The organism is Paraburkholderia sp. MPAMCS5, from assembly GCF_036016995.1.
Lineage (GTDB): Bacteria > Pseudomonadota > Gammaproteobacteria > Burkholderiales > Burkholderiaceae > Paraburkholderia.
In genome coordinates, this window is sequence record NZ_JAYXBK010000005.1 from 358,840 (window position 1) to 380,259 (window position 21,420).

A 21,420-nucleotide genomic window follows, 5' to 3' on the forward strand; every position below is an offset into this window, starting at 1 on the left:
AGTTCCGCTTCAAGTTCCGCTTCAAGTTCCGCTTCAAGTTCCGCTTCAAGTTCCCTTCGCCAGCGGAAATTCGATGGTGACTTCGAGCCCTGGGCCCGGCGTGCGATTGCGCAGGCGCAGCGCACCCCGGTAGCGCCCGACGAGCCGCTGCACGATCGCCATGCCGAGACCCGTGCCGTTCGCCTGCGTGCGCGCGGAGTTCACCCGATAGAAAGGCCGCGTGACCAGCGCCAGCTGATCTTCGGGAATGCCGGGGCCTTCGTCGACCACCGACAATTCCACCCGCGAATGCGACACGCGCGTCTCGAGGATGACGTGCGGAATGCCGTCGCCATCGCTCAAGCCGTATTTGCGCGCGTTCTCCAGCAGATTGCCGACCACGCGCCGCATATCGGTCTCGTCCGCCTCGATCACCGCCGACGGCGCGAGGCGCGTAATCAGCCGCATGCTGTCTTCGCTTTGCATACGCGCGGCGAGTTCTCCGGCGATCACGGAAAGGTCGACCGGTTCCGGCACGCGTTGCACCGGCCGCGCGTAGTCAAGGAACCGGCCGATGATCATGTCCATCTGCTCGATATCGTCGACCATCGCGTCCTTCGTGCTCTGGTCCGACGGACTCATTTCGGTTTCGAGCCGCAGCCGCGCGAGCGGCGTACGCAGATCGTGCGAGATGCCGGCGAGCATCAGCGCGCGGTCGGCCTCGAGCTGTTCGAGGTCCTGCACCATCTGGTTGAAACTGCGATTGGTTTCGGCGGCCACGCCCATGCCGCGCTCGGGCAGCGGTTCCGGCGACTGCCCGGAGCCGAGCTTGCGCGCGGCCATGGCGAGCCGCGCGAACGGCCGGTTCACGAGACTCGTGATGAACGCCGCACCGAACAGCGACAGCGCGAGCGCGAACACGCCCCAGCCGGCCCATTGCAGACCGGTCGCGTTGTCCAGTTGATCACGGTCGAGCGCGACCCAGTAGTCGTCGTCGTCGATCTTGAAGCTGATCCAGACGCCGGGGATGTCGTTCACGCTCTGCGCGATTACCGTGTCGTCGCCGAGACGGCCGCGAATGTCGTGCTCGATCAGCCGGTTCAGTGACTCATCGGGTTGCAGTTTGTACTTGTCGGTCGTTTCGCGCGGATACACGCGCACACCTTCGTTGCTTTCCAGATCCTGCAGCAGTGCGCGCCGCAGGTCGGGATCGGAATAAAGGAGTGCGGTGCGCGTGAGCTTGACGATCGCGACGAGTTGCAACGCCACGCGCTGGGCGCGTGGCTCGCGTTCGATCACCCGGAAACTCTGGAACCAGGCGGCGAGACTGACTGCGATCAATAGCGCGATCAGCAGAAAAGTCCGCCAGAAAAGGCCGCCGAACGCGAGCGTCAGGAGGCGCCGGTCGATCCGCATGGGCCCTTCTTATCTGAAAACAAATGCAGGAGGCGTGAACAAGCTCAGGCTGCGCCGTCGGGGATGAATACGTAGCCAAGACCCCAAACGGTCTGGATGAAGCGCGGGCTGCCCGGGTCGGGTTCGATCAGCTTGCGCAGACGCGAGATCTGCACGTCGAGGCTGCGGTCGAAGACTTCGTACTCGCGGCCGCGAGCGAGCTCCATGAGCTTTTCACGCGACAACGGCTGACGCGGATGACGCGCGAAGACCTTGAGCACCGAAAATTCGCCCGTGGTGAGCGGAATTTCCTGGCCGGCCTTGGTAAGCGTGCGAGTAGCAAGATTCAGCGCGAACTCACCGAACTCGAAGACCTCGGTCGTTTCGGACGGCGCGCCCGGCAGCTCCGACGGCGACTGACGGCGCAACACCGCATGGATTCGCGCGACCAGTTCGCGCGGATTGAAAGGCTTCGGCAGATAGTCGTCCGCGCCCATTTCGAGGCCGACGATACGATCGACGTCTTCGCCCTTGGCCGTCAGCATGATAATCGGCGTGCGGTCGTTACTGCCGCGCAGACGGCGGCAGATGGACAGGCCGTCCTCGCCGGGCAGCATGAGGTCGAGCACCAGCAGATCGAACCGCTCACGCACCCACAGCTTGTTCATGGATGGCGCGTTCTCGGCTACATACACATTGAAGCCTTGCTCGCCGAGGTAACGGCGAAGCAGATCGCGCAGGCGCGGGTCGTCGTCGACGACGAGGATTTTCGAAGGGTTTTTGGTTTCCATGGTCGGCATCTTAGCGCGATTAGAAAGAGGTGCGCGTTCGCACCATTTATCGAGTTACAGTCAGTTACAAAATTTACCTGCACTGTGGCACGACGTAAAGCCGGGACCGTTAGAGTCCTTTACTGAATGCGGCTGTTCGGTGGATACTTCACTCGACTAAAACCCACGCGCCCGGCTCGTTAACCGGGTTTGTCACACGCATTTGAGGTAGCCGGTTGCCGCGCCACGAAGGGAACAATATGAAGGGAGGGGTTTGGCCAAATGTGCGCATGAGCGTCATTGCACTGGCGGTTGCCGGTACGCTCGCAGGCACATTGGGACCCACGCCCGCCTACGCCCAGCCTTCTGCCGACAGAGCTGCGAGTGAGCGCGCGTCCAGACTCGGCAATTCGCGGGCGAGCCGTCACAGTTCCAGCAGCGAGCGCCCCGCATCAGACGTGATGTTGCGCACGGCAGTTCCCCCTGATCTCGACCAACGCCGTCGCGATGGACATATGACGCCGGACGAACGCCGCTTGTTGCGGCAGCATATCGAAGACGCGGTCCGCGAGCTTTATAAGCGCTAGTCGAGGCTGCCTGCGGTAATCGGGCGCCGGATTGTTCGCGTTGCTCCGGTTGATTTGCTTCACTTGTTGCAGGTGGTGGTTACCTTCCGTCTTTTTGTGCGCTCCTGTGCACTTCCTGCTCCTAGCTCCTCGTTTTAGTCTTGCTCATAGCGTTGGCGTGTCGCGCGAGGAGTCGTTGCATCCGGCCTTATCGATCAACGGGCAACCGAAAAGCAACCGAAGCGAGCGCAAGATGAAACGACGCAGCTTTCTCTCTATGAGCGCCGCCGACGCGACGCTCTGCGTCTGTGGCATGCCCGGCGTGTCCAGCATGCGCGCGTATGCGAGCGCGGCGGCGCCCATCGAAGCGCTGCATCGCCCGTTTGGCAAGCTGCTGATTCTGGTGGAACTGAAGGGCGGCAACGACGGCCTGAACACCGTGATTCCGTTTGCCGATGCCGCGTACTATCGCCTGCGCAAAAACATCGGCATCAAACGCGAGCAGGCGATTCAACTTGACGTGCGCACCGCGCTGCATCCATCCCTGGAACCGTTGATGCCGCTTTGGCAAAACCGGCAACTCGCAATTGTCCAGGGCGTCGGCTATGCGCGCCCCAATCTCTCGCATTTTCGTTCGATGGAAATATGGGACACCGCGTCGCGTGCCGATCAGTATCTGCGCGAGGGCTGGCTCACCCGCGCGTTGGCAGCGGCGCCGGCGCGCCTGGGATTTACCGCTGGCGGCGTCGTGATCGGCAGCGCTGAGATGGGACCGCTCGCGAACGACGCGCGGGCCGGCGAGAACGGCACCGCGCAAACGGTCGGCCGCTCGCATCCCATGCAATGCGAATCGCAATTGGAGACGATGTTTCCCGCGAGCCCATTCGGCGAGTCGATCAGAAAGGCGATGCAGATGCTGGTGGCGCACACGCGTCAGACGCGCCAGGTGCGCGCCGCGAGAAGCCACGGCGTCGCGGCGATCCGCCTGACGCTGGACGGCTTCGACACGCATTACAACCAGCCGGAGCGGCATCGACTGTTGCTGGCCCAACTCGCCGATGGCCTCGCCGCGATGCGATCGGCGCTGATCGAGCTAGGCCGTTGGAACGACACGCTTGTGATGACCTACGCGGAGTTCGGGCGCCATCCGCGTGAGAACGACAGCTATGGCACCGAGCACGGCACGGCGGCTCCGCATTTCCTGATGGGCGGTCGCGTGCTCGGCGGCTTGCACGGTTTGGCACCCGACTTCGGGCAGCTCGACGGCAACGGGAATTTGCCGGCCGGCGTCGATTTCCGCCGGCTTTACGCGACCGTGCTCGGGCCATGGTGGGGACTCGGCGCGTCGGCGATCATGCACGAGCGACTCGAACCGTTGCCGTTGTTGCGGGTTTGACGCGTGGATTTCGAGCGGCGCGGTCGACGCGAGGGGCGTGCGCGCGGCACACCGCCGCCTGCATTCATCTCGCGCGCCAGGCGATCCACAGCTTGCGGATCGGCGTCAACGCGATACGTTGATGCAGCACGTGATAGCCGTCGCGCTCGATTTCATCCAGCAAAGCCGACGCCAGCGCGGCGTCGGCCACTAACGTCCGCTGCACGCGGCGCTCATTGCCGGGCACCGCGGCGAGCGCGGTCTGCAACGCGTCGCGAGCGCGCTTCGTCTGAAAGCGCATGAGTTCGGTGAACGCATCCGTATATTTTCGATTGATCAGGTCTGCGGCTGTCACATTGAAGCGCTGCATTTCGTCAATGGGGATGTAGATGCGGCCGTGGCGCGCATCATTGCCCGTTTCGGCCACGAGTTGCGCAAGCAGCAGCGCTTCGCCGAGCGGCGAGGACCAGGCCGGCGCCTGGATTCCGTCTGTGGCTGAGCTGGTGGCTTTGCCCGCGGCCTGGTTAGCAGACGTGCTTACACTTGCGGCGCGCGCCACCAGCGAGGCAAACGTCCCGCCCACTCCATGCACATAGCGCCGCAAGTTGGGATAGTCGAGGTAGCGGGCCTGGTCGAGGTCCATTTCGAAACCCGTGAGCAAGGCCTGCAAGGCGGCATACTCGGCTTTGACATCGGGCAAGGAGGCCGCCAGCGCCTTCGAAACCGGATGCGTAGGCGAGCCCGAAGCCAGTGCGCCAAGTTCGTTTTGCCACCACGCGAGTTTGGTGCGGCCAATGGCCGGATCGCTGACTTCCTTGACCGTTTCCTCTAATTCGCGGCGCAGCGCGAAGAGGGCGGTCAAGCGCGGCTGACTGGCTGCGGGCGCTTGCCGCAGCGCATAGTAAGTGCTCGATCCAGGCGGTGCCGCTTTTTGCTGGCAATAGTCGTTGAAATTCACGGAATTGGCGTGTGGGGAAGGGCGGGCAAAGAGGGCACGGCGTGCGTGCGTGAAGCCGAAAATTGTAGCATCGGCGGCGTGCGCGGAGATGCGCGGCAATTGCAGACAAGCAGGAATCAATGCGTTAGAATCTCGCGCTTACGCTTTTCGGCGCGGGCATCTTTGCGCGGCGCAGAGCTGCAGGACATCGGGCAAGACGCGCAACGTTTGTCCGGCTGCGAGGGTGGCGAAATTGGTAGACGCACCAGGTTTAGGTCCTGACGCCCGCAAGGGTGTAGGGGTTCGAGTCCCCTCCCTCGCACCACTTATTTGCCGCAAAGCGCGTGGCAGCAACATGTAGCAAAAACCCCGTCAAGTCGTTGGACTGACGGGGTTTTTTGTTTCCTAGACGCTCGCGTCCGGAGATTCCGAGGACGCCGGTGCGCCCGGCAACTCGGCTTGCGCGGCACCTTCGAGAAAGCGTCGGGTCGATTCGAACGCCTGCAGCATCTGGTCGGGCCAAGGCGACTGCAGCATGACCGCCTGATGATTTTCGAATGCAGACGACAGCAGCTTCGCCAGTTCCGGCGAGCGCAAATGGCGCAGCAGCACGCTGACAGCAATTGCCGTCGCCTGGCTCGCGCCGGCCGTCTGCAGTTCCGACGCGGTGAGTGCCGCGACCTGTTTGTTGATGTCCACTGAAACTTCCCTGAATAAATTGGATGAGTGAATTTGCGCGACCTCGCGGATAACCGCGGGCACGGTGGCCGATTGCGAATTTTGACATGATTGATGGATTGCGACGAAGGCGAGGGTGTGAGCGTGCTTGTCGGCCGATCGGATCGCGGTGGATGTCTGCGGCCAACCGACTGAACGCAAGTTTTCGAGTATGGCGCAGTCGATGCGCAGGCCGGCGTCGGTACGGCTATTCTGGAAGGTATGCGCACTCGCGACGCTGACCCAGGCGACACCGCCAGCAAACCGCGTCATCCGCCTCGCATGCGGTCCGATGCGGAGCAGTGTGCGGCGCGATCGTCGTCAAGCTGGTCCTGTTCGACCTGTCACACGTGACCGGCGTCGGGCGGATCGTGCCGGTTGTGGGTTGCCGCCGGGCTCGTGGTCGAGGGAGCTGAACAATGAAGCATGTTCTCACGGTGAGCGGATGGTGCGTCGCGCTCGTGTCGGCGTGCGCTGCGGCGCCCGCTTGCGCCGGAGATTTCGCGCGCCATTTTGCGCTCGAACTCCAGGACGGCGCCGCGTATTACAGCGTGACGCTGCCGGCGGCCGTCTATGCGGCGAGTCAGCGCAACGATCTCGGCGACCTGCGCGTTTTCAACGGCGCGGACGAGGCCGTCCCGTACTCGCTCGAAGCGCCGCGCGAGCCTGCCCGCACGCCGCCCACGCTGCGCCAGGTCAGATGGTTTCCGCTGCGGCCGGCGTCGCCAGGGCGCGCGGGTGCGCCGCCCGGCGTGACGATCGCGGCCGACGGCTCGTTGCACGCTAGCGCCGCGCCGCCCGGCCGCGCGCAACACGACACAGATCTGGTCGATGCAGGAACGGCGTCGCGCGAAGGCCGCGCGAGCGCGCTGCTCGTTCATCTGCGCGACGACAATTACCAGGGGCGCGTGTCGGTCGAATCGAGCGACGATCTTCGCAACTGGCAGCCGGCCGGCGACGCGCAACTGCTCAAGGTCAACTACAACGGCAGCACGCTGAGCCAGAACCGCATCGAACTGAACGGAGCCCACGCGCGTTATCTGCGCTTGCGTTGGCTCGACGGCTCGCCTTATGTCGAAACGATCGACGTGGAAGTGCAGGCCGCGGGCGCGCCGCATTTGCCACTCGCCGACACACAACGCGAGTGGCGCGAGGGCATCGTCGCTCAGGCGGGCCCGAAGGCCGGCGAATATTTCTTCTCGACTGGCGGCCCCTATCCCGTCGACCGCTTGCGGCTCAATCTGCCGCAACCGAACACCGTGGCGCCCGCCATTGTCTATTCGCGCAGCCAGCTCGGCGCGGCGTGGCGCGAGGTGTCGAGAGCGACGCTGTTCCGCCTGCACAACGGCGAGTTCGAGCAGAACAACCTGTCTTTGCAATTGATGCCCGACTCGGACCGTCAATGGCGTGTGGTCGTCGACACGCGCAACGGCGGCCTGGGGACCGGAGCCTTGACCGTCGTGGCGGGCTGGCGGCCGGCGACGCTCACGTTCGTCGCGCGCGGCTCGGCACCTTATACATTGGGCGTGGGCCATGCGGCGATGGTGTCGGCGGCGGTAGACCGCGACACGTTGCTGACGGGCGCGTCCTCCGTTGTCGCAACGGCGCGCGTCGGCGAAGCACTGAAGCTCGCGGAAAATGCCAATGCGCAGCCGACAGCAAACGCCCCTGCTTACCGCCGCTACATGCTGTGGACGGCATTGATTTTCGCCGTCGGTTCGCTTGGGGCAATTGCGTGGCGGCTTGCACGCACCGTTGTGCGTCCGCTGTCGACGGCTGTCGTGCCAAGGGCTGCGGCGAGCGGCGGTTTCGACGGCGCGCGGGAGCGTCGTGCCAATGCATCCGAGGCGGCGAACAGTGAGGCGGACGCGGCCCCAAGCAATTCTCAGGGTGATGCCAAGGGCTGAGTCGCAATCAATCGGGAAGTCGCGTGATCGCGCGACCGCCAGCCCGAGCCCCGCATTGCGACCGGTGCAACGAAGTCGTCGCGACAAACGCTGCGTCGGCCGCGAGAAATTTTCTGCGCGTGCCTGATGGATGGTTTGATGATTGCAGGTCGATCGCGCTCAACTTACGCGTCACGCGCGGCCATATTCTCAATCACCTTGTCGAGCGCTTCGCCGAGCGCGAGCTGTTCCTTTTCGTCGAGACAATCGAACAGATCGCCATTCCACTTGCGGGCGATCGGCATCACTCTGCGATACAGCGCGCGTCCTTCCACCGTGAGCGAGACGAGCACGACACGGCCGTCTTCGGCGCTAGGCTCGCGCTTGACGAGCCCTTGCTTGATCAACGCCTCGGCGGCGCGGCTCGCCTGGCTCTTGTCGAGATTGGCATGCCTCGCAAGCTCCATGATCGAGAACGGTCCGAACGAGCCCACCGACGCAATGACCCGGGCTTCCGGCAAAGTCACGCCGAGCTTGTCCTGATAGCGCTCGCTGATACCACGCTCGGCGAGCTTGTTGAGCACATGCAGACGATAGGTGAGGAGCTGTTCCAGGCCAGCTTTGGCGGAGTCCTTCATGGTCTTCCCGTGATGAGTGGCGTGGTTGTGGCGCTGTGATTGTTGCCGCAACCATGCCGCCGGGTCAACGCGCGCCGTACTTCAAACGCGTCAGTTGTTCGGCCTCATCCGCCAGGAGTCGTGCGGCGTCGCGAATCGCGAATTCAAGCGTGATAGGACCGGGTGCTGGCGAGAAGCAACCGCTGAAATATTCGGAAAGACGCGGCAAGGCGGCGGAGTCCACGCCACCCGAAAGCAGCGTGGCCGGGACGTCCGCCGACCGCGCATGACGGCACGCAATGAAGGGCGCCTTGCCGTGCAGCGTTTGCACGTCCGAGCGTCCTTCGCCGGTGATCAGCCAGTCCGCCCCCACGAGCGCCGCGTCGAGACCGATTTCCCGCGCGACTGTTTCCGCGCCCGGCTCGAATTGCGCGCCGAGCATGTGCAACGCAAAGCCGAGGCCGCCGGCCGCGCCCGCGCCGGGAAGGTTGCGAGCCGTGCGCCCGAGCGCCGCTTCGAGCAGGTCGGCGAAGCGGGCGAGGGCGGCGTCGATCGCGACGAGCTGGTCCGGCTTAACGCCTTTTTGCGGACCGAAAACCGCCGTCGCGCCATGCTCGCCCGTGAGCGGATTGTCCACGTCCGACATGCCGACGAATTGCGTGTCGGCAAGGCGCGCGTCGAGCCCGGAGACGTCGACGCGCACAACGCGAGCGAGGTGTTCCGGCGTGGGTTCGAGCAGCCGGTCCTGCGCGTCGAACAGTTTGAGCCCAAGGCCAGCGAGCAGGCCCGCGCCGCCGTCATTCGTGCTGCTGCCGCCGAGCGCGACGAAAAAGCGCCGCACGCCCACGTCGAGCAGCGCACTGATCGCTTCGCCCATGCCTCGCGTGCTGCGGGATTCGACCGGCACGCCCATTCCAACGGGGTCCGTGATGCCGACCACTTCTGCGGTTTCCACGATCGCGCTGCCGTCTGCGAGCACACCCGTGAGCGCTTCGCGCACCGGGCCTGCCGCGCCGCTCACGGCAAGCGTGCGGCGCTCGCCGCCCTTCGTGAGCATCGCGTCGAGCGTGCCCTCGCCGCCGTCTGCCATCGGGCAGATACGGACGTCGGCGTCCGGGCGGGCGCGTCGCACGCCGGACGCGATTGCCTGCGCGACCTGTTCGGCGCTGAGCGAGCCTTTGAATGAATCGGGAGCAATGACGACGACAGGCGAGGACGGCGAATTCGACATGGTGTCTCTGGATAGTAGGTATCGTTGCGGGCGGTAAGGCGGTGGCTCAAGGCGGCGGGCCAAACGGCGGCTCAGGCCGGCAGCACAAAAAGCAGCGGACGAAGTACAACCCCGAGCGCGTTCGCTAGCTTATCAGCATGGGCGCGCCGACTGAATATGCCGAAAGGCATAAGCAGGATCGCCGTGACGTCGGACACGCGCCGCGAGGTGCGCGACGGCTCGCGCTGCCTGATCGGCAAAATGCAAAACCACCTCAAAAAGAGCCAGGAACCGGCCGCGAATGCCGATAAAAATGCGCCCAACCATCGAATCCCGGTTAGGCGCGCAAATAGTTTGCTAAAATATTCGGCTCTTTGGACCCAACCGTGCTGCCGGTGGCCTGCAAGCCCGCGGCGCAGGCGCGCAAATGCGGCACGGAGAAGATAACTGAATTCGCTCGAATAATTTTAGGACGATTGAAGCCATGGCTAACGTTGTTGAAAACCTCGGCAAGCTCGAACGCCGCGTAACGATTTCCCTGCCGAAGGACGCCGTGCAGAAGGAAGTGGACTCGCGTATCCGTCAACTCGCGAAGAACGTGCGCATGCCGGGTTTCCGCCCGGGCAAGGTGCCGCTCAAGATGGTGACGCAACAGTATTCGGGCCAGGTGGAAGCTGAAGTGCTGAGCGACAAGGTCGGCAAGGAATTCTTCGATATCAGCCGCGCCGAGAACCTGCGCGTCGCCGGTCAGCCGAGCTTCGCGCCGAAGGCCGAAGCCGCCGAAGGCGATTACGCGTTCGACGCGACTTTCGAGGTGTATCCGGAAGTGAAGCTGGGCGACGTCGCCACGGCTGAAATCGAGCGCACCACGACGACCATCAGCGAAGCGGAAATCGACCGCACGCTGGAAATCCTGCGCAAGCAGCGCGTGCACTTCCACGCTCGCGGCGAAGCCGGCGAGCACGGCGACGGCGGCGCGGACACGGCAGCGAAGGAAGGCGATCGCGTGTCGGTGGACTTCGTCGGCAAGATCGAAGGTGAAGTGTTCCAGGGCGGCAGTGCCGAAGACTTCGCGTTCGTGCTGGGCGAAGGCCGCATGCTGCCGGAATTCGAAAAAGCAGCCACGGGCCTGAAGGTTGGCGAATCGAAGGAATTCGACCTGGCATTCCCGGCCGACTACCACGGCAAGGAAGTGGCGGGCAAGACGGCGCAATTCACGATCACCATGAAAAAGATCGAGTGGCCGCATCTGCCGGAAATCGACGCGGAGTTCGCGAAGTCGCTCGGTATTGAAGACGGCGATCAGACCAAGATGCGCGCTGAGATCAAGGACAATCTGGAGCGCGAAGCGAAGCGCCGCACGCAAGCTATCGTGAAGAACCAGGTGATGGACGCACTCCTGAAGATTTCCGAACTCGACGTGCCGAACGCGCTGATCGAGCAGGACCAGGAACGCCTCGTCGCCATGGCTCGCCAGGATCTGGAGCAGCGCGGCGTGCCGAACGCGAAAGACGCGCCGATTCCGGCCGCGATGTTCAAGGAACAGGCAGAGCGCCGCGTCAAGCTGGGCCTCGTGCTGGCCGAGCTGGTGAAGGCCAACGAACTGCAGGCGAAGCCGGAGCAGATCCGCGCGGAAGTCGACGAGTTCGCGAAAAGCTACGAAGACCCGAAGGAAGTCGTCCGCTGGTATTATTCGAACCAGCAACGCCTTGCTGAAATGGAAGCGTACGTCGTTGAAGCCAACGTCGTCGACTTCGTGCTGGGCAAGGCGAAGGTGTCGGACAAGGAAGTGAGCTTCGAAGAACTGGCAAGCGCAACGGCGCAAGCGTAAGCGCCGCTGCAACGGCGTGCCGGCTGTCGGAGCGACGGCCCGCACGCCGTTTTTTTGTGCTGCTTTTTAGTGCAGTTGGCGTGCACTTGAATACGGGGCGGTCGACCACACCTGTCTAGCATCTAATATTTAGAATATTTCCAGACAAGGACCCATTGCATGACCTTTCGCGCCCAAATGCTGGACACGTTGACCTCCCAGTCGTCCCGGGATCTCGAAGCGCAGGCGCTCGGACTGGTGCCGATCGTCGTGGAAACGAGCGGCCGGGGCGAGCGCTCGTATGACATCTACTCGCGTCTGCTCAAGGAGCGCATTGTGTTCCTGGTCGGCGAGGTCAACGATCAGACTGCCAATCTGGTCGTCGCGCAAATGCTGTTTCTCGAGAGCGAGAACCCGGACAAGGACATCTACTTCTACATCAACAGCCCGGGCGGATCAGTGTCGGCTGGTATGGCGATCTACGACACGATGCAGTTCATCAAGCCGGACGTGTCCACGCTGTGCATGGGACTTGCTGCGAGCATGGGCGCTTTCCTGCTGGCGGCAGGCGCGAAGGGCAAGCGTTTCGCGCTGCCGAACTCGCGTGTAATGATCCACCAACCGCTCGGCGGTGCACGCGGTCAGGCGTCCGACATCGAAATTCAGGCGCGCGAAATCCTGTATTTGAAGGAACGGCTGAATCACCTGCTGGCGCACCACACTGGCCAACCCGTTGAGCGTATTGCGCGCGACACCGACCGCGACAACTTCATGTCCGGCGACGACGCGCAAGCCTACGGTCTGGTCGACCAGGTCGCCCACAAGCGTCCTTGATCGGGTACGGGTTTGCGCTAAATCGGGGCAAATCCGGCATCTGATCTGTTGTGAAATAATCAAGTCTCGTCCGAGCGCCTGCGGCAAACGCCGTCACCTTGCTCAGCCCGGCCGCGCCCAACAGCGTGGCTGGGGCAAACGGCGTATCATGTAATCGAGTGTCCGGAGGCTCACACATCTATGGCGGACAAAAAAGGTTCTAACAGCGAGAAGCTGTTGTATTGCTCGTTTTGCGGCAAGAGCCAGCATGAAGTCAAGAAACTGATTGCCGGCCCGTCGGTGTTCATCTGTGATGAATGTATCGACCTGTGCAACGAAATCATTCGCGATGAAGCAGCGGGCGCGGGCATCGAAGCGGGCTTGTCCAAGTCCGATCTGCCGAGTCCGCAGGAAATCCGTGAAATCCTCGACCAGTATGTGATTGGTCAGGAACGCGCGAAGAAAATTCTCGCGGTCGCGGTGTACAACCACTACAAGCGCCTGAAGCATCTCGACAAGAAAGACGAGATCGAGCTTTCCAAGAGCAACATCCTGCTGATCGGCCCAACCGGTTCGGGCAAGACCTTGCTCGCACAAACGCTCGCACGGCTTCTGAATGTTCCCTTTGTCATTGCGGACGCAACCACGTTGACCGAAGCCGGTTATGTGGGTGAGGACGTCGAGAACATCATCCAGAAGCTGCTGCAGAACTGCAATTACGAAGTGGACAAGGCCCAGCGCGGCATTGTTTATATCGACGAAATCGACAAGATCAGCCGCAAGTCCGACAACCCGTCCATTACCCGCGACGTGTCCGGCGAAGGTGTGCAGCAGGCGCTGCTGAAGCTGGTCGAAGGCACGATGGCGTCGGTGCCGCCCCAGGGCGGCCGCAAGCATCCGAATCAGGATTTCATTCAGGTCGACACCACCAACATTCTGTTCATTTGCGGTGGCGCGTTCGACGGCCTCGAAAAGGTCATCGTCGATCGTACTGAAAAGACCGGCATCGGCTTTGGCGCAAGCGTGAAAAGCAAGCAGGACCGCGACGCCGGCGAAGTGCTGCGCGAAGTGGAACCGGAAGATCTGATCAAGTTCGGCTTGATTCCCGAACTGATCGGCCGTCTGCCGGTGGTTGCCACGCTCGGGAAGCTCGACGAAGCAGCGTTGATGAAAATCCTCGTCGAACCGAAGAATGCACTGGTGAAGCAGTACCACAAGCTGTTCAACATGGAACGTGTCGAGCTTGAAATTCGCCCGGCCGCGTTGCAAGCCGTGGCGCGCAAGGCGATTCGTCGCAAGACGGGCGCGCGCGGGCTGCGTTCCATCCTGGAACAGGCGTTGCTTGACGTAATGTACGACCTGCCGCAAATGAAAGGCGTCAGCAAGGTCATTATCGACGACAACGTGATTGACGGCGACGGCAAACCCTTATTGATCTACGAAGACGCGCCCAAAGTCGCGGGTTCGAACTGATCGGCTTTCGGGTACTGCAAAAAGCCGTTCATGGCGACGTGAACGGCTTTTTCGTTTATCGTGTGGTCAGAATGGTTGTTTTCACTATGGAGTCACTGAAACTTCGGAGTCACTGAACTTTTCCCACACGCGGAGGCTTGCAATATTTTCTGCCGGCCTCACCTATCGAACGAACTGATTCCACTCATGGGGAAATGAAATGTCAGGAACCCAACTCCTCCCGCCGGAACGCATTACGCTCCCGCTGCTCCCGCTGCGTGACGTAGTCGTCTTCCCGCACATGGTGATTCCGCTCTTCGTAGGCCGCCCGAAGTCGATCAAGGCTCTCGAAGCAGCAATGGAAGGCGGCAAGCACATCATGCTCGTCGCCCAGAAAACGGCTGCGAAAGATGAGCCGACCGAAAAGGACATGTACGAAGTAGGGTGCATCGCCAACATCCTGCAAATGCTGAAGCTGCCCGATGGCACTGTGAAAGTGCTCGTCGAAGGTTTGCAGCGCGCGAAGACACTTTCCATCGAAGAACAGGAAACGCAGTTCTCGTGCGAAGTCATGCCGCTCGAACCCGACCACGCCGACAGCGCTGAAACCGAGGCGCTGCGTCGCGCGATCGTGTCGCAGTTCGACCAGTATGTGAAGCTGAACAAGAAGATTCCGCCGGAGATTCTGACGTCGCTGTCGGGTATCGACGAAGCCGGGCGTCTGGCCGACACCATCGCGGCGCATCTGCCGCTCAAGCTCGACCAGAAGCAGCACATCCTCGAGATGTTCCCGGTGATCGAGCGACTCGAGCATCTGCTCGCGCAACTCGAAGCCGAAATCGACATCCTGCAGGTCGAAAAGCGCATCCGTGGGCGCGTCAAGCGTCAAATGGAGAAGAGCCAGCGCGAGTACTACCTGAACGAACAGGTCAAGGCGATCCAGAAGGAACTCGGCGAAGGCGAAGAAGGTGCGGACCTCGAAGAACTCGAGAAGCGCATCACGGCTGCCCGCATGCCGAAGGAAGCCAAGAAGAAGGCCGACGCCGAGCTGAAGAAGCTCAAGCTGATGTCGCCAATGTCGGCGGAAGCCACGGTCGTGCGCAACTATATCGACACGCTGATCGGCTTGCCGTGGCGCAAGAAGAGCAAGGTCAACAACGACCTCTCGAATGCGGAACGCGTGCTCGACGAAGATCACTTCGGTCTCGAGAAGGTGAAGGAACGCATTCTCGAGTATCTCGCGGTCCAGCAACGCGTCGACAAGGTCAAGGCGCCGATCCTGTGCCTCGTTGGGCCTCCGGGTGTCGGTAAGACGTCGCTGGGTCAGTCGATCGCTCGCGCAACCAACCGCAAATTCGTGCGTATGGCGTTGGGCGGCGTGCGTGACGAAGCCGAGATTCGCGGCCACCGTCGTACGTATATCGGTTCGATGCCGGGCAAGATTCTGCAAAGCCTGACCAAGGTCGGCGTGCGCAATCCGCTCTTCCTGCTCGACGAAGTCGACAAGATGGGACAGGATTTCCGCGGCGATCCGTCGTCGGCATTGCTGGAAGTGCTCGATCCGGAACAGAACCACACGTTCGCCGATCACTACGTCGAAGTCGACTTCGATCTGTCGGACGTGATGTTCGTCGCGACTTCGAACTCGCTGAATATTCCGCCGCCGCTGCTCGACCGGATGGAAGTGATCCGTCTGTCGGGGTACACGGAAGACGAGAAGGTCAGCATCGCGCAGCGTTATCTGTTGCCGAAGCAGAAGAAGAACAACGGCCTCAAGGATGGCGAGGTCGATGTGACCGAAACGGCGATCCGCGACATCATTCGCTACTACACGCGTGAAGCGGGCGTGCGTTCGCTCGAGCGTGAAGTGTCGAAGATCTGCCGCAAGGTCGTGAAGATGCTTCTGCTGAAAAAGGCGGAGGGCGCGGTGAAGGTCGACGGCAGCAATCTCGACACGTTCCTCGGCGTGCGCAAGTACGACTTCGGTCTGGCTGCGAAGGAAAATCAGGTTGGTCAGGTCACGGGTCTCGCGTGGACGGAAGTGGGGGGCGATCTGCTGACCATCGAAGCCGCGGTGATGCCGGGCAAGGGCAATGTGATCCGTACGGGTTCGCTCGGCGACGTGATGAAGGAATCCGTCGAAGCGGCGCGTTCCGTCGTGCGTTCGCGCTCGCGTCGTCTGGGTGTCAAGGACGAAGCGTTCGAGAAACAGGACATTCACATCCACGTGCCGGAAGGCGCAACCCCGAAAGACGGTCCTTCGGCCGGCATCGCGATGACGACCGCGCTGGTGTCGGTGTTGACCGGTATTCCGGTGCGCGCCGACGTCGCGATGACGGGTGAAATCACGTTGCGTGGCGAAGTGTTGCCGATCGGCGGTCTGAAGGAGAAGCTGCTCGCGGCACATCGCGGCGGTATCAAACTCGTGCTGATCCCGGAAGAAAACGTCAAGGACCTGACGGAGATTCCGGACAACGTGAAGAACTCGATCGAGATCGTGCCGGTCCGCTGGATCGACAAGGTACTCGAACTGGCCCTCGAGCGCGTACCGGCGCCGTTGCCGGAAGAAGAGCCGAAGCCGGCGTCGCCGGTCGCGGCCGAGCCGGGCAAGGAATCGGGAGCGACGGACGTTGTGAAGCATTAAGCTTTTAAGCGAGACGCTTCGCTGACAAGAACCCGCGGTCTGAACGACCGCGGGTTTTTTTATGCGCCGGGTAAATCGAGAAGACGCGTTTGTTCACGCGTTTTCCCATCATTTGAGGAGGGGCGCGATGAGGGGCGCATTTGGTTGTGCGCGCATCGAATGAAGCAACGTGGGTTGATCAATATCGGCTTTAGAATCAGGCTCAATCCCGGTTGACACGCCAGTTTCGGCCCTTTCTAATGACTCGGCCCGGCGTTGCCCGCCGGCCAGACGATTGCAGGCGCTACAGAGCGCCGCATCGGTTGCCAAAACATTCTCGGGGGTAGGATGAACAAGACGGAATTGATCGACCACATCGCGCAGCAAGCGGATATTTCCAAGGCGGCGGCCGGCCGCGCGCTCGACGCTGTGATCGGCGGTGTGAAAGGCACGTTGAAGAAGGGCGGTTCGGTGACCTTGGTCGGTTTCGGTACATTTGCTGTCGGCAAGCGCACGGCTCGCACGGGTCGCAATCCGCGCACCGGCGACGCGATCAAAATCAAGGCGGCCAAGGTTCCCAAATTTAGGCCTGGCAAAGCTCTGAAGGATGCGCTAAACTAACGGGCTTGCTGCTTGATGAAGCGCCGGTTTCACTGGCTCGACAAGCAGCAAAGCAGAAGCCCGCAGCATTTGCGGAGATTTGCGAAACGGGTGCTTAGCTCAGTTGGTAGAGCGGCGCCCTTACAAGGCGTAGGTCGGGAGTTCGAGCCTCTCAGCACCCACCATTCGTTTCGCGATCGTTGCTTCGGGAGCATGTGAAGTATCTGAAAACCCGCACGGCTATTGGCTATGCGGGTTTTTTATTGGCCGCGCTCAAGCGTTAAAAAACGGCGCGTAGTGCAGCGTGACGATGTTTCCCCTGTCGCCATTTCACGCGTTATTCGTGGCCAAACTAAAGCGGCAAAAGTTGCGAACACATTGCTGTTTCAGCTACAATCTTCTTTCGCCGTGTGTTTTGTAGCTGTCACGGTGCACAGTCACTGTGTGATAAGCGCAGTAACAAGCGCAGTAACAAGCGCAGTAACAAGCGCAGTAACAAGCGCAGTAACAAGCGCAGTACAAGGAGTGGTAGTTCAGTCGGTTAGAATACCGGCCTGTCACGCCGGGGGTCGCGGGTTCGAGTCCCGTCCACTCCGCCAATATCCTCGAAAGGCGAACTCCGGTTCGCCTTTTTTATTGCCCGCTGTTGTAAGATCGGGCGTTCTGTTTTTGGCACTCACGCATGCTCGATTTTTTCCGCAATCACAAACGCCTGATGATGGTCATGCTCATCCTCGTCATTGTGCCGGGGCTGGGTTTTGTGGGTATTCAGGGCTTTCGCGGCTTCTTTGACGAAAGCGCAAACGTCGCGAGCGTCAACGGTCACAAGATCACGCGGGCGGAGTACGACAACGCGATGCGTCAGCAACTCGACCGCGCCCGTCAGATGCTCGGCGCGCAGTTCGACATCAAGGCGTTCGACACGCCTGAGCGCCGCAGCGAAATGCTGGATGGCCTGATCGAGCAGCGCGTGCTGGCCGATGAAACGCAACGCCTGCACCTCACCGCGTCGGACGACGCCGTGCGCCGGACGCTGTTGAACGATCCGGTGATCTCGTCGCTGAAGAATCCCGACGGCTCGATCGACGTCGACCGTTACAAGCAACTGCTTGCCATGCAGGGCATGACGCCGGATCAGTACGACGAGCGCGTGCGCTACAGCATCGCGACCCAGCAGTTGCCCGCCAGCATTCAAGGCAGCGCCTTCACATCGAAAACACTCGCGCAGCATCTGACCGAGCTTGCCGAGCAGCAGCGCGAAGTGCAGGGCATCGCGTTCCATCCGCGTGACTATGCAGCGAAGGTCCAGCCGACCGACGCGCAGGTGCAAGCGTATTACGACGCGCATCGCAACGACTTCGCCACCCCGGCCACGGCCACAATCCAATACCTCGTGATGTCGCCGGCCACGCTCGCGGTGGCCGCGCAGCCTGGCGACGCGGATCTGAAAAAGTACTACGACGAGAACATCGCCCATTTCCGCACAGAGGAACAGGTGCGGGCGAGCCACATCCTGATCTCCGCGCCGAAAGACGCGAGCGCGGCCGACAAGGCGAAGGCAAAGCAGAAGGCTGAAGAGTTGCTCGCCCAGATCAAGGCGCATCCCGATCAATTCGCGCAGATCGCGCAGCAGAACTCGCAGGATCCCGGCTCGGCGGCAAAGGGTGGCGATCTTGGCTACTTCGGCCCCGGCATGATCGCAGGCGGCAAGGCGTTCGACGACGCGGTGTTCGCGCTCAAGAAGGACGAAGTCAGCGGCATCGTGCAGACCGACTTCGGTTATCACATCGTCAAGGTGACCGACCTGAAGCCGGCGGTGACCAAGCCTTTCGACGAAGTGAAGGATCAGATCGCACGAGACCTCAAGACGCAGCTCGCGAGCAAGGCGTTCAACGACGACTCGGAAGGCTTCACGTCGATCGTGTATGAAAAGGCGAAGAGTCTGCAACCCGCCGCCGACAAGTACAAGCTGCAAGTGCAGACGGCCACGATCACGCCGCAGCCCGATCCGAAGCTGCCGCCCGACAGCCCGCTGAACAATGCGAAGTTCCTCGCCGCGGTGTTTGCAAACGACTCGACTACGGCGCGCAACAACACGCAGGCTATCGACGTCGGCAGCAACACGCTGATCGCGGCGCACGTCACCGACTACAAGGCTGCGGCTGTGCCGGCGCTCGACACGATCAAGGACGCCGTGCGTCAAAAAGTGATCGCGGTTCAGTCGGACGATGCGGCGCATAAGGACGGCATCGCAAAGCTCGCCGACTTTGAAAAGTCGAAGGCCACCACGGGTTTCTCGTCACCCTTGAAAGTCTCGCGCAATGACGCGCAAGGCGTGCCTCCCGCCGCATTGAGCGCGATCTACAAGGCCGATGCGCAAAAGCTGCCTGCTTATGTCGGCGTGGATCTCGGCGTCGATGGCTATGCGATCTATCGCGTGAATTCAGTTGTGGCCGGCGGTGCCGTCGAGCCGCAGCGTCTCGCCGCGGCGCAGCAGCAGATCGCGCAGGTGGAATCGCAGTCGGAAGCCGAGGCCTACGTTCAGGCGCTGCGCCAGCGTTCCAAGGTGAAGTTCTACGGCTCGCTCAGCAGCAGCAACGCGCAGGCAGGCGACGAGTAAGAACAGGCGCAACACACTCGCGCAACGTCGCAAACACAAAAAAAGCCCCGCCAATGCGGGGCTTTTTCATTTCGGGATACTCGTTCAGACTGGCGCCTCACGGCCTCGCGATCACAGGCACGAACTGATTGCGCTGGTGGCGTCGCTGCCGGCCGCGCCGTTCGCGCGGAAGCCGACCCACGAGCCCTTTCCGGAGGGTGCAGGACGCACCACGGCGGCGGCGCCGTTAGGCGGCTGCTGGCCGGGCACGTACACATCGACAGCTTGATCGTTGGCCATCGTGTCTTGCGACACGACTTGCTGCTGCATGCCGTCCGCCCACTTGTGCGCGATGCAGGTGGCAACAGCCTTCGGCGGGTGCTGACTTTGGCCGACGGACTGGACGCCCGCGGGCGGTTGAGCGGCGCCGGCAGAAATTGCCACGCTCAAAGCGATTAACGGTAGGTATTTCACGTTATCTCCTGATAGGTCGAAATCGAGCCGGTTACACGGGATGGCGAAAGCGTCAGATCGACCTCGCCGGCTCGTGTTCCCGCTATTTACGGAAACAAGTGACTCGCAGCCTGTCAGCGCTGCGCACTTGTACGAAGGAGTGGCTTGACGAAGGGCCACACGTTTTCGAGCAGCACCGGCTGTGCCTGTTGTGTCGGATGAATCTGATCGGCCTGGAACATGTCGGGCTTGTCGGCAATACCCGCGAGCAGGAAGGGCACGAGCGGCACGCGAAATTGCTTCGCGAGCTGCCCGTAGAGGCCGTGGAACTTTTGTGTGTAGTCCGGGCCGTAGTTAGGCGGCACGTACATGCCGACCAGCACGACCTTCGCATGACCTTGCTGAGCCTCTTCGACGATCGTGCGCAAGTTGTCTTCTGTCGTGGAAAGCGGCACGCCGCGCAAGGCATCGTTGGCGCCCAGTTCGACAATCACAATGCTCGGCTTCAAACGTTGCATGAGCGCGGGCAAGCGGGCCCGTCCGCCGCTCGTCGTGTCGCCGCTGATGCTGGCATTGGCGACGCTATAATCAATTCGCTCTTCAGTGAGACGCTGGCGCATCAAGGCAACCCAGCCCGTGTCGCGGGGCAAGCCGTATTCGGCGGAGACGCTGTCGCCGAGCACCACGATCACCGGCTTGGCCGGCTCCGGCGCAGTGGCGGCCTTCGCCGCGAACGTCGCTGAAAAGAAGGCGGCGGCCACGACGGTTGAGCCGATTGCGGCTCGGCGCGTTGCCTTGGTGTGCACACTGAGGTGCACGCTGGCGTGCGCATTCGTCAGCGCATTCGCGCGCAACTTGATGGCGCGCAATTTCAACCTACGCTTCACCATGCTAAACAAAACTGATCCAGTCATTGAAGTGCGGGGTTTGTGCAAGAAGGTTAAGGATGCGACTGGCGAACTCACGATTCTCGACAACATCGACCTGGCTATCGAAGCCGGCAGCAGCGTGGCGATAGTCGGCGCATCCGGGTCGGGCAAGTCTACGCTGCTCGGCCTGCTCGCAGGATTGGACAGCGCGAGTTCCGGCTCGGTTCGGCTGCTCGGCCGCGAACTCACCACGTTGAACGAAGACGAGCGCGCCGCGCTGCGCAGCGGCTCGGTCGGTTTCGTGTTCCAGTCGTTCCAGTTGATGCCGCATTTGACGGCGCTCGAAAACGTTACGTTGCCGCTCGAACTGCAAGGCGGCATCGGCACACGCGAGGCGGGATTGCGCGCGCGCGGCTTGCTCGACCAGGTCGGCCTGGGGCAGCGCACTGCCCATTATCCGAAGCTGTTGTCGGGCGGCGAGCAGCAACGCGTTGCGTTGGCGCGCGCGTTCGTCACGCATCCAGCCATTCTTTTCGCGGACGAACCGACCGGCAGTCTCGATGCAGCCACCGGCCACGCAGTGATCGACCTGATGTTCGAGATGAACCGCGCGAACGGCGCGACGCTGATTCTCGTCACGCACGACGTCGAGTTGGCGCGCCGCTGCGATACCACGGTGACGATCGAGGCGGGGCGTCTCGCGTGAACATCGCGTAGCGTTTAAGCGCGACGCCAACAAATGCAAAGCG

18 protein-coding genes and 3 tRNA genes are annotated in these 21,420 nt (G+C 61.9%); 13 read left to right on the forward strand and 8 right to left on the reverse strand.

What is annotated here, in order from left to right:
- Positions 1–45 precede the first annotated feature (45 nt).
- Together VOM14_RS14495 and ompR are read right to left on the reverse strand one after the other, a co-directional pair.
- Positions 46–1,395: an ATP-binding protein gene (locus tag VOM14_RS14495; RefSeq protein WP_327629399.1), complete on the reverse strand. Its 1,350-nt coding sequence runs from the start codon at positions 1,393–1,395 to the stop codon at positions 46–48.
- A 44-nt stretch (positions 1,396–1,439) separates the two neighbouring features.
- Positions 1,440–2,174, reverse strand: coding sequence for an osmolarity response regulator transcription factor OmpR (ompR, locus tag VOM14_RS14500; protein ID WP_006048917.1), 735 nt, complete (start codon positions 2,172–2,174; stop codon positions 1,440–1,442).
- Between the two features lie 230 nt (positions 2,175–2,404).
- Between ompR and VOM14_RS14505 the strand changes: the two genes are divergently transcribed.
- Both VOM14_RS14505 and VOM14_RS14510 read left to right on the forward strand, forming a co-directional pair.
- Positions 2,405–2,731 (forward strand): hypothetical protein, encoded by a 327-nt coding sequence (locus VOM14_RS14505; RefSeq protein WP_327629526.1) that lies wholly within the window; start codon positions 2,405–2,407, stop codon positions 2,729–2,731.
- Between the two features lie 232 nt (positions 2,732–2,963).
- The gene (locus VOM14_RS14510) at positions 2,964–4,106 is read left to right on the forward strand and encodes a DUF1501 domain-containing protein (protein ID WP_327629400.1); all 1,143 of its coding nucleotides are present in this window, start codon (positions 2,964–2,966) and stop codon (positions 4,104–4,106) included.
- A gap of 64 nt (positions 4,107–4,170) precedes the next feature.
- Here the strand turns inward: VOM14_RS14510 and VOM14_RS14515 are convergent, their stop codons facing one another.
- Complete coding sequence (locus VOM14_RS14515; RefSeq protein ID WP_327629401.1) at positions 4,171–5,043, reverse strand: squalene/phytoene synthase family protein; 873 nt, start codon at positions 5,041–5,043, stop codon at positions 4,171–4,173.
- Positions 5,044–5,260: 217 nt separating this feature from the next.
- Here VOM14_RS14515 and VOM14_RS14520 point away from each other — a divergent pair.
- Positions 5,261–5,347, forward strand: a tRNA-Leu gene (locus VOM14_RS14520).
- 80 nt (positions 5,348–5,427) lie between these two features.
- Here VOM14_RS14520 and VOM14_RS14525 read toward each other — a convergent pair.
- Positions 5,428–5,721: a hypothetical protein gene (locus tag VOM14_RS14525; protein WP_327629403.1), complete on the reverse strand. Its 294-nt coding sequence runs from the start codon at positions 5,719–5,721 to the stop codon at positions 5,428–5,430.
- Between the two features lie 437 nt (positions 5,722–6,158).
- On the opposite strand from VOM14_RS14525, the gene VOM14_RS14530 reads away from it, so the two are divergent.
- Positions 6,159–7,646 carry a DUF3999 domain-containing protein gene (locus tag VOM14_RS14530; protein ID WP_327629404.1) on the forward strand — a complete coding sequence of 496 codons (1,488 nt, stop codon included), beginning with the start codon at positions 6,159–6,161 and terminating at the stop codon, positions 7,644–7,646.
- A 164-nt stretch (positions 7,647–7,810) separates the two neighbouring features.
- Here the strand turns inward: VOM14_RS14530 and VOM14_RS14535 are convergent, their stop codons facing one another.
- Both VOM14_RS14535 and VOM14_RS14540 read right to left on the reverse strand, forming a co-directional pair.
- Positions 7,811–8,263, reverse strand: a complete 453-nt coding sequence (locus VOM14_RS14535; protein WP_327629405.1) for a MarR family winged helix-turn-helix transcriptional regulator — start codon at positions 8,261–8,263, stop codon at positions 7,811–7,813.
- Between the two features lie 64 nt (positions 8,264–8,327).
- On the reverse strand, positions 8,328–9,473 hold the full coding sequence (locus VOM14_RS14540; RefSeq protein WP_327629406.1) for a glycerate kinase: 1,146 nt from the start codon (positions 9,471–9,473) through the stop codon (positions 8,328–8,330).
- 463 nt (positions 9,474–9,936) lie between these two features.
- Between VOM14_RS14540 and tig the strand changes: the two genes are divergently transcribed.
- The 8 genes from tig to VOM14_RS14580 all read left to right on the forward strand — a co-directional run bounded on the left by tig (position 9,937) and on the right by VOM14_RS14580 (position 19,370).
- Positions 9,937–11,283: a trigger factor gene (tig, locus tag VOM14_RS14545; protein ID WP_327629407.1), complete on the forward strand. Its 1,347-nt coding sequence runs from the start codon at positions 9,937–9,939 to the stop codon at positions 11,281–11,283.
- A gap of 159 nt (positions 11,284–11,442) precedes the next feature.
- Positions 11,443–12,096 (forward strand): ATP-dependent Clp endopeptidase proteolytic subunit ClpP, encoded by a 654-nt coding sequence (clpP, locus tag VOM14_RS14550; protein WP_006048927.1) that lies wholly within the window; start codon positions 11,443–11,445, stop codon positions 12,094–12,096.
- Positions 12,097–12,276: 180 nt separating this feature from the next.
- Positions 12,277–13,548, forward strand: coding sequence for an ATP-dependent Clp protease ATP-binding subunit ClpX (gene clpX, locus VOM14_RS14555; RefSeq protein ID WP_006048928.1), 1,272 nt, complete (start codon positions 12,277–12,279; stop codon positions 13,546–13,548).
- A 199-nt stretch (positions 13,549–13,747) separates the two neighbouring features.
- Entirely contained in the window at positions 13,748–16,171 is a 2,424-nt protein-coding gene (gene lon, locus VOM14_RS14560) for an endopeptidase La (protein ID WP_327629408.1), read from the forward strand.
- A 312-nt stretch (positions 16,172–16,483) separates the two neighbouring features.
- Entirely contained in the window at positions 16,484–16,771 is a 288-nt protein-coding gene (locus VOM14_RS14565) for an HU family DNA-binding protein (RefSeq protein WP_327629527.1), read from the forward strand.
- An 88-nt stretch (positions 16,772–16,859) separates the two neighbouring features.
- Positions 16,860–16,935, forward strand: a tRNA-Val gene (locus tag VOM14_RS14570).
- Positions 16,936–17,272: 337 nt separating this feature from the next.
- Positions 17,273–17,349: transfer RNA gene (locus VOM14_RS14575), tRNA-Asp, on the forward strand.
- An 83-nt stretch (positions 17,350–17,432) separates the two neighbouring features.
- Positions 17,433–19,370: a SurA N-terminal domain-containing protein gene (locus VOM14_RS14580; protein ID WP_327629409.1), complete on the forward strand. Its 1,938-nt coding sequence runs from the start codon at positions 17,433–17,435 to the stop codon at positions 19,368–19,370.
- 111 nt (positions 19,371–19,481) lie between these two features.
- On the opposite strand, the gene VOM14_RS14585 is transcribed toward VOM14_RS14580, so the two are convergent.
- Together VOM14_RS14585 and VOM14_RS14590 are read right to left on the reverse strand one after the other, a co-directional pair.
- Positions 19,482–19,823 (reverse strand): hypothetical protein, encoded by a 342-nt coding sequence (locus VOM14_RS14585; RefSeq protein WP_327629410.1) that lies wholly within the window; start codon positions 19,821–19,823, stop codon positions 19,482–19,484.
- A gap of 113 nt (positions 19,824–19,936) precedes the next feature.
- Positions 19,937–20,692, reverse strand: coding sequence for an arylesterase (locus tag VOM14_RS14590; RefSeq protein WP_327629411.1), 756 nt, complete (start codon positions 20,690–20,692; stop codon positions 19,937–19,939).
- Between VOM14_RS14590 and VOM14_RS14595 the strand changes: the two genes are divergently transcribed.
- Positions 20,691–21,377 carry an ABC transporter ATP-binding protein gene (locus tag VOM14_RS14595; RefSeq protein WP_327629412.1) on the forward strand — a complete coding sequence of 229 codons (687 nt, stop codon included), beginning with the start codon at positions 20,691–20,693 and terminating at the stop codon, positions 21,375–21,377. The two genes, VOM14_RS14590 and VOM14_RS14595, sit on opposite strands and share 2 nt — an antisense overlap.
- The last annotated feature ends 43 nt before the right edge of the window (positions 21,378–21,420 follow it).

Bases quoted from the DNA above. Each gene is read 5' to 3' on its own strand.
- VOM14_RS14495 (WP_327629399.1), bottom strand. From the start codon at position 1,395: ATGCGGATCGACCGGCGCCTCCTGACGCTCGCGTTCGGCGGCCTTTTC.
- ompR (WP_006048917.1), bottom strand. From the start codon at position 2,174: ATGCCGACCATGGAAACCAAAAACCCTTCGAAAATCCTCGTCGTCGAC.
- VOM14_RS14505 (WP_327629526.1), top strand. From the start codon at position 2,405: ATGAAGGGAGGGGTTTGGCCAAATGTGCGCATGAGCGTCATTGCACTG.
- VOM14_RS14510 (WP_327629400.1), top strand. From the start codon at position 2,964: ATGAAACGACGCAGCTTTCTCTCTATGAGCGCCGCCGACGCGACGCTC.
- VOM14_RS14530 (WP_327629404.1), top strand. From the start codon at position 6,159: ATGAAGCATGTTCTCACGGTGAGCGGATGGTGCGTCGCGCTCGTGTCG.
- VOM14_RS14535 (WP_327629405.1), bottom strand. From the start codon at position 8,263: ATGAAGGACTCCGCCAAAGCTGGCCTGGAACAGCTCCTCACCTATCGT.
- VOM14_RS14540 (WP_327629406.1), bottom strand. From the start codon at position 9,473: ATGTCGAATTCGCCGTCCTCGCCTGTCGTCGTCATTGCTCCCGATTCA.
- tig (WP_327629407.1), top strand. From the start codon at position 9,937: ATGGCTAACGTTGTTGAAAACCTCGGCAAGCTCGAACGCCGCGTAACG.
- clpP (WP_006048927.1), top strand. From the start codon at position 11,443: ATGACCTTTCGCGCCCAAATGCTGGACACGTTGACCTCCCAGTCGTCC.
- clpX (WP_006048928.1), top strand. From the start codon at position 12,277: ATGGCGGACAAAAAAGGTTCTAACAGCGAGAAGCTGTTGTATTGCTCG.
- lon (WP_327629408.1), top strand. From the start codon at position 13,748: ATGTCAGGAACCCAACTCCTCCCGCCGGAACGCATTACGCTCCCGCTG.
- VOM14_RS14580 (WP_327629409.1), top strand. From the start codon at position 17,433: ATGCTCGATTTTTTCCGCAATCACAAACGCCTGATGATGGTCATGCTC.
- VOM14_RS14595 (WP_327629412.1), top strand. From the start codon at position 20,691: ATGCTAAACAAAACTGATCCAGTCATTGAAGTGCGGGGTTTGTGCAAG.
- VOM14_RS14590 (WP_327629411.1), bottom strand. From the start codon at position 20,692: ATGGTGAAGCGTAGGTTGAAATTGCGCGCCATCAAGTTGCGCGCGAAT.